We start from the raw sequence: 14,203 nt of genomic DNA on the forward strand, positions 1-14,203 counted from the left end.
GAGCCTCCGCGTCCGCGATGACAAATGTCATGGCGGACCGAGTACATACACATCTGCCGCCGCATGCTCACGCTGCGTAACGTCGTAGGTATGACGCAGACGAGGGACGACGAGGCCGCGGTGGTCTTCACCGGGGCGGTGAAGACGTTCGGACGGGCCGGGCGGAGCGTGCGGGCCGTCGACGGGGTGGACGTACGGATCGGGCGCGGCGAGACCGTGGCCCTGCTGGGGCGCAACGGGGCGGGGAAGTCCACCGCCATCTCGCTGCTGCTCGGGCTGAACGAGCCGGACGAGGGGGCCGTCCGGGTCCTGGGCCGCTCCCCCGGGCAGGCGGTGCGGGCGGGCCTGGTCGGCGCCATGCTCCAGGAGGGGCGGCCGATACCCAGGGTGACCGTGCGTGAGCTGGTCGCCTTCGTCGCCTCGACCTACCCGCGCCCGCTGCCGGCCGCCGAGGCGCTGGCCCTGGCGGGCGTGACGGAGTACGCGGACCGGCGCATCGACAAGCTCTCGGGCGGCCAGACCCAGCGGGTGCGGTTCGCCGTGGCGCTGGCGGGGAATCCCGAGCTGATCGTGCTGGACGAGCCGACCGCGGCGCTGGACGTGGAGGGGCGGCGCGCGTTCTGGGAGTCGATGCGGGCCTACGCCCGGCGCGGGAACACCGTGCTCTTCTCCACGCACTATCTGGAGGAGGCCGACGAGAACGCGGACCGGATCGTCGTCATCGACCGGGGCCGGATCGTCGCGGACGGCAGCGGTGAGGCGATCAAGGACGCGGCCGGGCACAGCCAGGTCTCCTTCGACCTCGCGGGCCGCTCCACCGAGGGCCTGGACCGGCTCCCCGGCGTCGTCGGCGTCGAAGTGACCGGCGACCGTGCCCTGCTGCGCACCGACGACTCGGACGCGACGGTCGTGGAGCTGGTCCGGCTCGGCATGGTCCGCGGCCTCCAGGTCTCCCGGGCCACGCTGGAGACCGCCTTCCTGGCGCTCACCGCGCCGGGGGATCCCGCGCCCGCCGAGACCGCGCCGCCCGGTGACACCGCTCGCGCGAGCACCGCGCCCAGGACCGAGAAGGAGACCGTCTGATGTTCCAGTACATCCTGCTCGAAATGCGCCGGACCCTGCGCGACGCCGGATTCCTGATCTTCGGCACGGGCATGCCGGTGATGATGTATCTGATCTTCACCAACATCGGCGACGACAGCGCCGACGGCTGGAAGACCGCGTCCATGGTCGGCATGGCCGCGTACGGCGCGCTCGGCTCCGCGATGTCGATCGGTACGGGCGTCGCCTCCGACAAGTCCCTCGGCTGGCTCCAGCAGTTGAGGGTCACCCCGCTCTCCCCGTCGCACGCGGTGGTGGGCAGGGCGGTCAGCGGATCGGTGACCGTGCTGCCGGTGATCCTCACCGTGCTGCTGGCGGGCGGTCTGCTCAACGGGGTGCGGATGGCGGCCTGGCAGTGGGTGGTGCTGGTGGTGCTGCTGTGGATCGGCGCGCTGCCCTTCACCCTGCTCGGCCTGGGCAACGGCTACCGGCTGACCCCGCAGGGCACCGGCGTCGTCAACGTCGCCTGCCTGATGGGCTTCGGGGTCGTCGGGGGGCTGTGGTTCCCGCTGGAGTTGCTGCCCGGGTGGCTGCGCTCGGTCGGCCGGTTCACCCCGGCCAACCGGTTCGCGGACCTGGGCTGGGCGACGACCGACGGGCATGCGCCGGGCGCCATGACCATGGGCGTGCTCGCCGCGTGGCTGCTGCTGTTCGGCGCGTACGCGGTGATCTCGTACCGTCGGTCCGCCAGGACCGTGTGACGGGAGAGAACATGCCGGGGACCGGACGACCATCGTTCAGGGAGCGCCGCCGGATGCGGAAGGAGGGCCGCAGGCCGGGCCCGCCCTCACCGTACGCGCTGCTGCCCTGGCTGCTGATGGGCCTGGGCGCCTTCTCCAACCTCTTCCAGGGCGAGACCCCCACCCCGTGGATCGCCGGCGCCGGGCTGCTGGCCTTCAACTCGCTCTACATCTCGGTGGTGTTCCGGGGCTTCAGCAAGGAGAAGCGCGAGAGCCCGGTGACGTACGTCCTGCTGGGCGCGCTGGCCGCGGTCACCTTCGCCCTGGCCATCGGTTACGGGGGCAGCTGGCTGCTGTTCTTCCCGCTGCTCTCGCTGGCCGCCGGCACGGTCCTGCGCCACCGGCTGCTGGCGGTGGGGCTGCTCGGGCTCGCGGTCGCCGCGTGCGCGGTCGCGGTGTGGCGCGACGACAGCGCCTCGCCGCCGTGGACGCTGGGGTACGGGACGTTCATCTCCGGGGCCGTGACGTCGGCGATCCTGAGGCTGGCGGAGACCGTGACGGAGCTGCGCGCCACCCGGCAGGAGCTGGCCCGGGCCGCCGTCGAGCGGGAGCGGCTGCGCTTCTCGCGCGACCTGCACGACCTGCTGGGCCACACGCTCTCGGTCATCGTGGTGAAGTCGGAGGCCGCGCGCCGGCTCGCCCCGCGCGATGTGGACGCGGCGCTGTCCCAGGTCGCCGACATCGAGTCCGTCGGGCGGCAGGCGCTCACCGAGATCCGCGAGGCCGTCACCGGTTACCGCGAGGGCAGCCTCGCGACCGAGCTGGACCGGGCCAGGTCCGCGCTGACCGCCGCCGCGATCGAACCGGTCGTCCGGCGCTCCGGGCCGCCGCTCGCCCCGCAGACCGAGGCGCTGCTGGGCTGGGTGGTGCGGGAGGCCGTCACCAACGTGGTGCGGCACTCCACGGCGACGCGCTGCGTGTTCGAGGTCAGCGGGACCGGCGAGAAGGTCCGGCTCACGGTGACCGACGACGGCCGGGGCAGACCCGAGGGCCCCGCGCCCGCCCCGGGCATCGGGGGCACCGGTCTGAAGGGACTCACCGAACGGCTGGCGGCGGCGGGCGGCTCGCTGGTGGCGGGCCCCGGCCCGGACGGCGGCTTCGTGGTGACCGCCGAACTCCCGGCGGAGGCGGGCGGCGCGGAGGACGGCGACGCCGACGCGGCGCCGACGCCCGGAGCCGGGGGCGATCCGGCCTGCTCGCCTACCCTGGGCCGGTGAACGAGATGCCTCAGGAGCACCCCCCGGCCAAGTCCGTCCGCGTCCTGCTCGCCGAGGACCAGGGGATGATGCGCGGCGCGCTCGCCCTGCTGCTCGGGCTCGAACCGGACATCGAGGTGGTGGCCCAGGTCGGCGCGGGCGACGAGATCGTGGCGGCCGCGCTGGCCTCCCGGCCGGACGTGGCGCTGCTGGACATCGAACTGCCGGGGCGCAGCGGTCTCGACGCGGCGGCCGACCTGCGCGAGGAGGTGCCGGACTGCCGGGTGCTGATCCTCACGACCTTCGGCCGGCCCGGCTATCTGCGCCGGGCGATGGAGGCGGGGGCGGCGGGCTTCCTGGTGAAGGACGGCCCGGTCGAGGATCTGGCCGAGGCGATCCGGCGGGTGCTCGCCGGGGAGACGGTGGTCGATCCGGCGCTGGCGGCCGCCGCGCTCAGCTCGGGGGCGAGTCCGCTCACCGCCCGGGAGCGGGAAGCGCTGGTCGCGTCGGCGGACGGGGCGACGGTGGCCGACATCGCCGCCAAGCTGCATCTGTCAGAATCAACGGTCCGCAATTACCTTTCGTCGGCGATCGGCAAGACGGGCACCCGCAACCGCATGGAGGCGGTCCGCGCGGCCCGGCAGCAGGGCTGGCTCTGACCACGTCCGCGCCTCGTCCGTACCGTCACCACCCGGAGCCCGTCCCCTTCATGTCGCCTCGAATACCCGCGCCCCGGCGCCTCCCGCTCTGGCTCGTGCCCGCGCTCTGGACCCTGGGCCTCGGGCTCTGGGGGCTCTCACGGCAGGACAGCCTGTGGCGGGACGAGGCGGCGACCTGGCAGGTGGCGCTGCGGTCCGCCGCCGAGATACGGCTCATGCTGGGGCATGTCGACGCGGTCCACGGGCTCTACTACCTCCTGATGCACGGCCTCTTCGACTGGTTCGGGCCGACGACCACGACCCTGCGGCTGCCCTCCGTGCTGGCGATGGCGGTGGCGGCGGCCTGTGTGACGGTCATCGGGGAGCGGCTGGCCGGGAGATGGGCGGGCCTGGGCGCCGGGATGGCGCTCTGCCTGCTGCCAGCCGTGCAGTTCTACCTCCAGGAGGGCCGCCCGTACGCGCTGGTCGCGGCGGGCGCCGGGGTCTCGACGCTGCTGCTCGTGACGCTGCTCGGCGGGCGCGACCGGTGGGGGCGCTGGGCGGCGTACGCGGGGACGGTGGTGGTCTGCGCGCTGCTGAACTGGTTCTCGCTGCTGATCCTGCCCGCGCACGCGGCGACGCTGGCGTGGAGCGGGGCCGGGCGCCGGGTGTGGGTGCGCTGGACGGCAGCGTCGGCGGCGGCCGTCGCGGGGGCGCTGCCGCTGGTCCTGTTCACCTCGGGCCAGTCCAGGCAGGTGTCCTGGATACCGCCGCTGACCTGGCACATGATGATCGGCCCGGCGGTGCTGCTGGCGGTCGGCGGCCTCGGGGCCCTGGTGGACCGGCCGGCCGGTCGCCGGCTCTCGGCGGCGTCGGTGGGGCTGCCGCTGCTGGCGGTCCCTCAGCTCGGTCTGGCCGCCGTCTCGCTGGAGAAGCCGCTCTTCCTGGACCGCTACATCCTCTTCAGCCTGCTCGGCCTGGCGCTGCTCATCGGCTCACTGCTGGGGGCGGCGGTACGGGCGGCGGCACCCAGGTTCCCGGCGGCGGCGCGGTGGCTCGTACCGGTGCTGCTGGCCTGCGCGGTGGCGGCGCTGCTGCCGCAGTCCCTGGCCAAGCGGTCGCCGTCGAGCCGGGTGGACGACGTGCTGGCCATGACGGCCGACGTGCGCCGGATGAAGGAGCCGGGCACCGCGGTGGTGTTCCTGCCCGGCGCCCGGCGCGACGCGGAGCTGGTCTCGCCCGAGGCGTTCGCCGGGCTGCGGGACATAGCGCTGGCCCGGGGCCCGCGCGCGTCCGGGACGCTGAACGGGGTGGAGGCGGCCCCTGCGCGGATAAGGGACGCGATGCTCGCCCAGCGCCGGATACTGCTGGTCACGGACGCGCCGGGGGCGGCCCGTCCGGAGAACGGGCGGCGGGAGAAAGTGAAGGCGGCCGTTCTGAGGGGCTACTTCACCGTGATCGGGGACGAGCGGGTGCGGGGGCGTCGGGTGACGCTGTACGAACGGAAGTAACGACCTCACCCACCATTGTCAGTGGGAGAAGGAGCGGCGCCTGGGGCCTTCGAATCCAAGGCGGAGGAGGGAGTGATGGCGGAGCCATCGCGACCGACGACAACGCCGGAGGCGGAGGTCCCGGGCGCCGCGACGCCGCTGACCATCGCGGGCGAGGTCGTGAGGCGTTCCGGGCGGTGGCGCGGGAGCCACAGCAGCATCAGGAGCAGGCCGCCGAGCAGGACGCAGCCCGCCGTGCGGAAGGCCAGCGCGTAGCCCGCGGTGAGGGCGGCCGGGTCCGTCCCGCCCCCGGTGCGGGCGGCGGCGACCGTGGAGAGCACGGCGAGGCCGAGGGCGCCTCCCATGGTGCGCGAGGTGTTGACAAGCCCCGAGACGAGCCCGGCCTCCCCCGGCGCCGCGCCCGACGTGGCCAGCGAGGCGAGCGGGGTCGAGGCGAGCCCGGCACCGGCCATCATGAGCACGCCGGGCAGGCAGACCGCGGTGAGGTAGGAGCCGTGCTCGGTCATCGTGGACTGCCAGCCGAAGCCGGCCGCGGTGACGGCGGTGCCGATCAGTGCGAGGTTCTTCGCCCCGACGCGGGCCATCAGGCGGGGCGCGCTCTTGGAGCCGAGGACCACGGCCAGCGAGGACGGCATCAGGGCGAGCCCGGCCTCCAGCGCGCTGTAGTCCAGCACGTTCTGCGCGTACACCGTCATGAAGTACCACATGGAGAACGTGGCCGAGCCGATCACGAGCATGGCCACGTTCGCCGACGCCACCGCCCGTGCCCCCAGCACGCGCAACGGCATCAGGGGCTTGGCCGTGCGCGTCTCCACGAGGGCGAACAGGGCGAGCAGTACGGGTCCGCCGAGCAGCGGGACCAGGGTCGGGGCGGCGGTCCACCCGGCCTTCTCGGTCTGCACGATGCCGTACGCCATGGAGGCGAGGCCCGTCGTGACGAGGACGGCGCCCAGCAGGTCGACGCGGCTGCGGCCGCCCGTACGGCCCTCGGCGAGCCAGAGGGCGGCGCCGGTCAGCACGAGCACCCCGATGGGCACGTTGATCAGCAGCACCCAGCGCCAGGACAGCGCGTCGGTGAGGACGCCGCCGACGAGTCCGCCGGCCGCGCCGCCGCCCGCCCCGACCGCCATCCAGGTGCCGATGGCCTTCGCGCGGGCGGGGCCCTCGGGGACGGCGGCGGTGAGCAGGGTGAGGGTCGCGGGGGCGAGGACGGCCGCGCCGAGCCCCTGCGCGGCGCGGGCGGCGAGCAGCTGCCAGCCCTCCTGGGCGAGCCCGCCGGCCAGTGAGGCGGCGGTGAACAGGCCGAGGCCGACGAGGAACATCCGCTTGCGGCCGTACAGATCGGCGGCGCGCCCGCCGAGCAGCATGAATCCGGCGAAGGCGATCGAGTACGCGTTGAGCACCCACTGAAGTCCGGTGGAGCTCAGCCCGAGGTCCGTACGCATCGACGGGAGGGCGACGTTGACGACGGACACGTCGAGCACCACGAGGAACTGTCCGACGCAGGCGGCGAGGATCACCGCCCAGGTGCGGACGGGGTTCCGGTCGGTGGGCGCTGCGAGCAGGGGGGCGTCGGCCATGGTCGTCATACTCGCAGCCCGGGTGTGCCCCGTACATCGGTTTCAGGTCGCCTCGCCCTCGGTCAAGCGGCGTAGGACCGGAGCGGAACCGGCACACCGTCAGGCCGCCTGCGCACGCGCCCGCGCGCGGCCGGTCCGGATTCGCACCCCACGCCCCGGAATACGCCGTGGCCGATGAAGGTTCACCATGCACAGACTTGGCGGTCGGTGCTGCTCGCAGCACCGACCGCAACCGTTCGTAGACCCCGTTCCCCACCGCCGCCCGGAGGCCGCACGCATGCCACAGACGACGCACGAACAGCCCGGCGCGGAGCTTCCTGATCCGCGCGCGAAGGCGGGCCGGGGGATCGTCCCCGTGCTCGCCTTCGCGGGTATCACCGTCGCCGTGATGCAGACCCTGCTCGTCCCCGTCATCAAGGATCTGCCCGCCCTTCTGCACACCGCCCCCTCCAACGCGACCTGGGTGATGACCGCCACCCTGCTCGCCGGAGCCGTCGCCACCCCGATCATGGGGCGGCTCGGAGACCTGTACGGCAAGCGCGGGATGCTGCTGGCCAGCCTCGCCGTGATGGTCGTCGGCTCCCTGATATGCGCCTTCACCGACGATCTCGTCGTCATGATCGTGGGCCGCGCCCTCCAGGGCTTCGCGATGGGCGCGATCCCGCTGGGCATCGGCATCATGCGCGACGAGCTGCCGCGCGAGAAGCTCGGTTCGGCGATGGCGCTGATGAGCTCGTCCATCGGCGTGGGCGGCGGACTCGCGCTGCCGGCCGCCGCGCTCGTCGCCCAGCACACCGACTGGCACGTCCTCTTCTTCGGCGCCGCCGGGCTCGGCGTACTGGCCATGGCGCTGACCGTGCTCGCGGTCCCCGAGACGAAGCTGCGCGCGCCCGGCCGGTTCGACACCGTCGGCGCGCTCGGCCTCTCGCTCGGCCTGGTGCTCCTGCTGCTGCCGATCACCAAGGGCAGCGACTGGGGCTGGTCCTCGCCCACCACGCTGGGCCTGATCGCAGCCTCGCTCGTCGTGCTGGTGCTGTGGGGCCTGTTCGAGCTGCGCAGCGACGCCCCGCTGGTCGATCTGCGGACCACGGCCCGCCGTGAGGTGCTGCTCACCAACCTGACCTCGATCATGGTCGGCGTCGCGTTCTACGCCGTCTCGCTGGTCCTGCCCCAGCTGCTCCAGCTGCCGGCCTCCACCGGATACGGCCTCGGCCAGTCGATGGTGGTCGCCGGTCTCTGCGTGGCCCCGCTCGGCCTGACGATGATGTTCGTCGCCCCGCTGTACGCGCGGATCTCGGCCCGCAAGGGCCCGAAGGTCTCGCTGATCCTCGGGATGCTGGTCATCGCCATCGGTTACGGGGCCGGGCTCGGCCTGATGAGCGCCCCCTGGCAGACCGTGCTGATCGCCGTCCTCCTCGGCGCCGGCATCGGGCTCGCCTACTCCTCGCTGCCCGCCCTGATCATCGGCGCCGTCGACCCCTCGGAGACCGGCGCGGCCAACGGGCTCAACACCCTGATGCGCTCCATCGGCACCTCGGTGTCGAGTGCGGTCATCGGCATGGTCCTGGCCCACACCTCGACCCGGATGGGCCCGGTCGACGTGCCCACGATGAAGGGCTTCCGGATCTCGTTCCTCATCGCGACGGGCGCCGTGGTCGCCGGTCTCGTCCTGGCCTCGTTCCTGCCGTCCCGGCGCACGGCCACCGCGCCGGTCCTGCTGGCGAGCAGCGAGGGCGACGAGGCGGCCCGGCGTGCCGCCGAGGACGTCGAACCGCTCCCCCTGCCCGGCCCGGAGGGCTTCCGCGGCCGGGTGCTGGACGCGGACGGGGCACCGGTCGCCGGGGCCAACGTGACCCTGATCGACCGGCAGGGCCGCCAGGCGGGGCTGACCACCACGGACGCGCTCGGCCGCTGGGCGCTGGCGGCCCCGGAGGCCGGCACGTTCGTCCTGGCGGCGTCGGCCGCGGGGCATGCGCCGCGCGCCTGTCCGGCGCGGGGCGGCTCCGCGGTCACCGACCTCGTGCTGGGGGCCGTCAGCGCACCGGAGCGTCGAACCGCGGTTCCGTCCTGAGCAGCCAGGACACGTCCGTCCCGGCCGCCGCCTCCCGGGGCTCGGCGCCCCGCGCGAACAGGCGGGCGGGGCGGGCCCCCTCGACGTGGGCCGCCTCGCCCTCGACGCGGAGCCAGGAGCCCTCGCGCAGGCCGAGGACCGGGACGTCGTTCTCCTCCAGGAATTCGGTGAGCCGTTCCTCGCGGGTCTCGCCCTTGTGGGTGCTGGCGGGGTCCGGGTCCAGGTAGTGCGGGTTGATCTGGAACGGCACGAGGCCCAGGGCCGCGAAGGACGGCGGCTGCACGATGGGCATGTCGTTGGTGGTCCGCAGGGAGGGCGCCGCCATGTTGGTGCCGGCGCTGGCGCCCATGTACGGCAGCCCGGCGCGCACGGCGTCCGCGACCGCCTCGCGCAGCCCGGTCCGGTACAGGGCGCTGAGCAGCCGGAAGGAGTTGCCGCCGCCGATGAACACGGCGTCGGCGCCGGTCAGCGCGGCGACCGGGTCGGCGTGCTCGTGGACGCCGTGGACGGCGATCCCGGCCGGTTCCAGGGCGCCGCGGACGCGCGCGGTGTACGTGTCGTGGTCGGCAAGGGCGTACGGCACGAAGGCGAGGCGGGCCCGGGCGGGCAGGAACGCGGTGACCGTGTCCAGGGCGTGTTCCAGGTAGCCGCGGCCGTACTGGGTGGAGTTGGAGAGCAGGAGCAGGTGCACGGGGTACTTCCTCGGGGTCGTGCGGTCAGGCGGACGGGGTGCGGCGGGCCCTGGGTCTCGGGCGCTGCGGTGGGTGGGTGAGGCGCTTCTCCAGGAGCGCGGCGGCCTGCCGGAGCGCGTCGAGGCGGTTCTCCGGCGCGCCCTCGAACCGCTCCTCGGCGCCGCCGAGGCTGAGGCTCCCGTACGGTTCGCGGCCCAGGAAGACGGGTACGGCGAGGGTCGCGATGCCGGTGTCGTACTCGCCGACCGTCCAGGCGTACCCCTGGGCCCGGACCTTGAGGAGCTGCTGTTCCAGCACGTCCGGGTCGGTGACGGTGCGGTCGGTGAAGCGGGCCATCGGGCGGCCCCGGAAGAGCCGGTGGCGCTGCTCGTCGGGGAGGCAGGCGTAGAACGACTTGCTGGTCGCCCCGGCGTGCGCCGGGTAGAGCTCGCCGACCAGCGGGTAGTAGCGCAGCGGCCCCGCCTCGCCCTCCTCGGCGGCCACGCACCGCATGTGGAAGCTGTCCGGCAGGCAGAACAGCACGGTGTCGCCGGTGACCCGGCGCAGCTCCTCCAGGACCGGCCCGGCCAGCAGTTCCAGCGAGCCCGATCGCTCCCAGAGCCGGCCCAGGCGCAGCACGGCGGGGCCGATGCGATAGCGCCGGGTGGCGGGGTCGGAGACCAGGAAGCCGCGTCCCGCGAGCGTGGCGAGGAGCCGCTGGGCGACGGAGGTGTCCCAGCCGAACTCCGCCGCGACTTCGGTCACACCCCAGTCGGGCCGGGTCCGCTCGAACGCGAGCAGCACGAGCAGCGCGCGGTCGACGGTCTGGAGAGCTCCGGCGGGGGTGCGCCGGTCGACTTCGAACTCCGCCATGGCCATCTCACCATCCAGACGTGAATTGCAGATAACGGGAAATCATTGCGCTCAACGCTATCCGATCCCGAATCTGCTCTCAGCACCCCGTCCGGAGCCGCCGCTCCCTGACCGGTTCCGGACGGGTGTGACGGATGCGCGAGAAAGGCCCCCCATGTTGAAGTACGTACTGGACCTCGTCGAGCTGCTCGACGACCCCCGGGCCAATGGCAGGACGGCTGTCGGGTACCTGGACGCCGCGGCGGGGGCCGGGGGCTCGTCCGCCCAGGTCACCACGGTGGCCGGTGAGCGGGGCTCGACGGACTTCGTGTCGGTCCGCATCCCCGGCTCCCGGGGCCGCACGGCCGGGGGCGACGCCCGCACGCTGGGCGTCGTGGGCCGGCTCGGCGGCATCGGCGCCCGGCCCGAGGTGACCGGCCTGGTCTCCGACGCGGACGGTGCGATCTCGGCGCTGGCCGCCGCCGCCAAGCTGCTCGACATGCGCCGCCGGGGCGATGTGCTGCCCGGTGACGTGATCATCGCCACGCACATCTGCCCGGACGCGCCGACCGAGCCGCACGACCCGGTGCCGTTCATGGGCTCGCCGGTGGACATCGCCACGATGAACCGCCACGAGGTGACCGGCGAGATGGAGGCCGTGCTCTCCATCGACACCACCAAGGGCAACCGCATCATCAACCACAAGGGCCTCGCCCTGTCGCCCACCGTCAAGGAGGGCTGGGTGCTCCGCGTGAACGAGCAGCTGGGGGAGCTGCTGGCCGTGGTGACCGGTGAGCCGTTGGTCACGTACCCGGTGACCACCCAGGACATCACCCCGTACGGTAATGGGGCACACCACATCAATTCGATCCTCCAGCCCTCCACTGCGACGGCGGCCCCCGTGGTCGGCCTGGCCATCACCTCGGCCGCGGCGGTGCCGGGCTGCGGGACGGGCGCGAGTCACGAGAGCGACATCGCGTCCGCCGCCCGCTATGCCGTCGAGGTCGCCAAGGCGTACGGCGACGGCCGGCTGGACTTCCACGACGCGGTGGAGTTCGACAACCTCGTCAGCCGCTACGGCTCGCTGACCCACCTGCAGACCTTCGGCCGTACCCCCCAGGAGTCCTGATGGCAGCCGCCCCGCAGTCCGGTGCCGTGGCGCCCGCGCCCAAGAGCATCGGCAGCGACGACTACGCGCTCTCGCGCGTCCCGCGCGACAAGCGGTTCGGCTTCTGGTCGATGCTCCTCCAGTGGCTGGCCCAGTCCGGTTCGATCTCGCAGTTCACGCTCGGCGCCACCATCGGCGTCGGGATGACCTTCGGCGACGCGTTCCTCGCGTTCACGCTGGGCGCGGTGATCCTGGAGGTGGTGATCTTCGCGATCGGCCTGGCCGGGATGCGCGAGGGCCTGGCGACGCCGATGCTGACCCGCTGGGTCGGCTTCGGGCGCAACGGCTCGGCGCTGGTCAGCTTCGTGATCGCGGTCAGCCTGGTCGGCTGGTTCGGCGTCCAGAACAAGATCTTCGGCGACAGCGTCTCGGCGCTGGTCGGCGGCCCGTCCTGGATGTGGTGCGTGCTCGCGGGCATCGCCATCACCGCCCTGGTGATCTTCGGCTTCCGGTACATGGCCAACTTCGCGAAGGTCGTCACCCCGCTGTTCTTCGCCATGGTCGCCTTCTCGGTGATCCGGACCCTGAACGACCACTCGTTCAACGACCTGGTCCACTCGCCGCCGCCGGGCGACACCATTCCGCTGGCCGTCGCCGCCACCGCCATCGCGGGCGGCTACATGACCGGCGCGATCGTCTCCCCCGAGATGACCCGCTACAACCGCAAGGGCTCGCACGTCTTCCTGCAGAGCGCCTCGTCCATGATCCTCTCCGAGTACATCGTCGGCCTGACCGGTGTGCTCCTGGGCCACCTGGTCAAGAGCAACGAGGTCTCGCACATCGTGCTCTCCACCTCCGGCGCCTTCGGTGTGCTCGTCGTCCTGATGTCCACGGCGAAGATCAACGACTGGAACCTGTACGGCTCCTCGCTGGGCGTCGTCAACTTCTTCCAGGTCGTCTTCGGCAAGCGCGTCCACCGCGGCGCGGTCACCATCGTCCTGGGCATCGCGGGCACGGTCCTGTCGGCCGTCGGGATCATGGGCCACTTCACCGAGTTCCTGACGATCCTCGGCGTCGCCATCCCGCCGATCGGCGGCATCATCGTGGCCGAGTACTGGGTCGTGAAGCGGATGCGCAAGCCGCTGGACGAGACCCGCGAGGCCGAGACCCTGCCGGCGCACTCGCCGACCTGGGTGCCGATGTCGATCGCGATCTGGATCGCCGCGTTCTGCGTCGGCAAGTTCTACGACGGCGGCATCCCGGCCCTGAACTCGCTGGCCACCGCCTTCGTCCTGTACACCGCCCTGGGCCTGCTGGGCTGGATCAAGCCCTACGGCACCTCCGTCCTCGCCGACGAGCAGGACGGCCCGGCCCCGGCCACCCGCACCACCACCCCTGTGGGAGCAGCATGAGCACCGCACCCGACACCGCACTGGTCCCCGCGTCCGACGAGGCCCAGGACGAGGTCGTCGCCCTCTGCGCCGAGCTGATCAGGTTCGACACCTCCAACCCGACGAGCACCGAGCGCGCGAGCGCCGAGTGGGTCGTGGCCCGCCTGGCCGAGGCGGGCATCGACTCGGAGCTGGTCGAGTCGGCCCCCGGCCGCGCCAGCGTCATCGCCAGGATCGCCGGCCGCGACCGGGACCGCGGCGCCCTGCTGGTCCACGGCCACCTGGACGTGGTCCCGGCGGACGCCTCCGAGTGGCAGGTGCCGCCCTTCTCCGGCGAGATCCGCGACGGCTACCTCTGGGGCCGGGGCGCGATCGACATGAAGGACACCGTCGCGGTGATGCTGGCCACCGCCCGGCACTTCGCCCGCACCGGTACGGCCCCCTCCCGCGACCTGGTCCTCGCCTTCCTCGCGGACGAGGAGGCGGGCGGCAAGTTCGGCGCGCACTGGCTCGTCGAGCACCGCCCGGAGCTGTTCGCCGGGGTCACGGAGGCGATCGGCGAGGGCGGCGGGTTCTCCTTCGCGATCGACGACACCCGGCGGCTCTACCCCATCGAGAACGCCCAGCGCGGCATGGCCTGGATGGAGCTCACCGCCACCGGCCGGGCCGGCCACGGCTCCTCCCCCAACGACGAGAACGCGGTCACCGACCTCGCGGAGTCGCTGACCCGGATCGGCCGCGAGACCTTCCCGGTCCGGCTGATCGAGCCGGTCCGCGCACTGCTCGAAGAGGCCGCCCGGCTCTACGGCGTCGAGTTCGACGAGGACGACATCGAGGGCAGCCTCGCCCGGCTCGGCCCGGTCGCCGACTTCATGCAGGTGGTGCTGCGCAACTCGGCGAACCCGACGATGTTCGACGCCGGATACCAGACCAACGTGATCCCGGGGAAGGCCACCGCCCGCGTGGACGGCCGCTTCCTGCCGGGCCACGAGCAGGAGCTGATCGACACGATCGACCGGCTGCTGCTGCCCTCGGTCAGCCGGGAGTGGGTCAACCACGACATCGCCATGGAGACCACGTTCGACGGCCCGCTGGTCGACGCCATGTGCGCGGCGGTCCGCGCCGAGGACCCGGACGGCCACCCGGTGCCGTACTGCAACCCGGGCGGCACGGACGCCAAGGCGTTCACGCACCTGGGCATCCGCTGCTTCGGCTTCAAGGGCCTGAAGCTCCCGCACGACCTGGACTACGGCCGCCTCTTTCACGGCGTGGACGAGCGCGTCCCGCTGGAAGGGCTCCGCTTCGGCGTCCGCGTCATGACCCGCCTCTGGCAGAGCTGCTGAC

12 protein-coding genes are annotated in these 14,203 nt (G+C 73.0%); 9 read left to right on the plus strand and 3 right to left on the minus strand.

Annotation, left to right across the window (positions count from 1 at the left end; translation table 11 throughout):
- Positions 1-120 precede the first annotated feature (120 nt).
- From ACZ6C6_RS02580 to ACZ6C6_RS02600, 5 genes are read left to right on the plus strand one after another with little or no spacing between them, the layout of a single operon-like run.
- Complete coding sequence (locus ACZ6C6_RS02580; RefSeq protein WP_469199297.1) at positions 121-1,083, plus strand: ABC transporter ATP-binding protein; 963 nt, start codon at positions 121-123, stop codon at positions 1,081-1,083.
- On the plus strand, positions 1,083-1,802 hold the full coding sequence (locus ACZ6C6_RS02585) for an ABC transporter permease (RefSeq protein ID WP_469198305.1): 720 nt from the start codon (positions 1,083-1,085) through the stop codon (positions 1,800-1,802). Before ACZ6C6_RS02580 ends, ACZ6C6_RS02585 begins: the two co-directional genes overlap by 1 nt.
- Positions 1,803-1,855: 53 nt before the next feature.
- Positions 1,856-3,058, plus strand: coding sequence for a sensor histidine kinase (locus ACZ6C6_RS02590; protein ID WP_469198307.1), 1,203 nt, complete (start codon positions 1,856-1,858; stop codon positions 3,056-3,058).
- 5 nt (positions 3,059-3,063) lie between these two features.
- Positions 3,064-3,696, plus strand: coding sequence for a response regulator (locus tag ACZ6C6_RS02595; protein WP_469199299.1), 633 nt, complete (start codon positions 3,064-3,066; stop codon positions 3,694-3,696).
- 50 nt (positions 3,697-3,746) lie between these two features.
- Entirely contained in the window at positions 3,747-5,186 is a 1,440-nt protein-coding gene (locus ACZ6C6_RS02600; RefSeq protein WP_469198309.1) for a glycosyltransferase family 39 protein, read from the plus strand.
- Between the two features lie 5 nt (positions 5,187-5,191).
- Here ACZ6C6_RS02600 and ACZ6C6_RS02605 read toward each other — a convergent pair whose 3' ends face one another.
- Positions 5,192-6,766: an MFS transporter gene (locus tag ACZ6C6_RS02605; protein WP_469198311.1), complete on the minus strand. Its 1,575-nt coding sequence runs from the start codon at positions 6,764-6,766 to the stop codon at positions 5,192-5,194.
- A 277-nt stretch (positions 6,767-7,043) separates the two neighbouring features.
- Here ACZ6C6_RS02605 and ACZ6C6_RS02610 point away from each other — a divergent pair, with 277 nt between their 5' ends.
- A complete protein-coding gene (locus ACZ6C6_RS02610; protein ID WP_469198313.1) occupies positions 7,044-8,837 on the plus strand; it encodes an MFS transporter in 1,794 nt (597 codons plus the stop codon).
- Here the strand turns inward: ACZ6C6_RS02610 and pepE are convergent.
- Complete coding sequence (gene pepE, locus ACZ6C6_RS02615; protein ID WP_469198315.1) at positions 8,800-9,528, minus strand: dipeptidase PepE; 729 nt, start codon at positions 9,526-9,528, stop codon at positions 8,800-8,802. The genes ACZ6C6_RS02610 and pepE overlap by 38 nt on opposite strands.
- 25 nt (positions 9,529-9,553) lie before the next feature.
- On the minus strand, positions 9,554-10,387 hold the full coding sequence (locus ACZ6C6_RS02620) for an IclR family transcriptional regulator (protein ID WP_469198317.1): 834 nt from the start codon (positions 10,385-10,387) through the stop codon (positions 9,554-9,556).
- Positions 10,388-10,535: 148 nt separating this feature from the next.
- Here ACZ6C6_RS02620 and ACZ6C6_RS02625 point away from each other — a divergent pair, with 148 nt between their 5' ends.
- The 3 genes from ACZ6C6_RS02625 to ACZ6C6_RS02635 are packed head-to-tail and all read left to right on the plus strand — an operon-like array spanning position 10,536 to position 14,202.
- On the plus strand, positions 10,536-11,489 hold the full coding sequence (locus ACZ6C6_RS02625; RefSeq protein WP_469198319.1) for a DUF1177 domain-containing protein: 954 nt from the start codon (positions 10,536-10,538) through the stop codon (positions 11,487-11,489).
- Positions 11,489-12,880: a cytosine permease gene (locus ACZ6C6_RS02630; RefSeq protein WP_469198321.1), complete on the plus strand. Its 1,392-nt coding sequence runs from the start codon at positions 11,489-11,491 to the stop codon at positions 12,878-12,880. The genes ACZ6C6_RS02625 and ACZ6C6_RS02630 overlap by 1 nt, the downstream gene beginning before the upstream one ends.
- Positions 12,877-14,202, plus strand: a complete 1,326-nt coding sequence (locus tag ACZ6C6_RS02635; protein WP_469198323.1) for a M20/M25/M40 family metallo-hydrolase — start codon at positions 12,877-12,879, stop codon at positions 14,200-14,202. The genes ACZ6C6_RS02630 and ACZ6C6_RS02635 overlap by 4 nt, the downstream gene beginning before the upstream one ends.
- Position 14,203: the final 1 nt, after the last annotated feature.

The sequence above is a fragment of the Streptomyces sp. NPDC041814 genome (assembly GCF_055590565.1).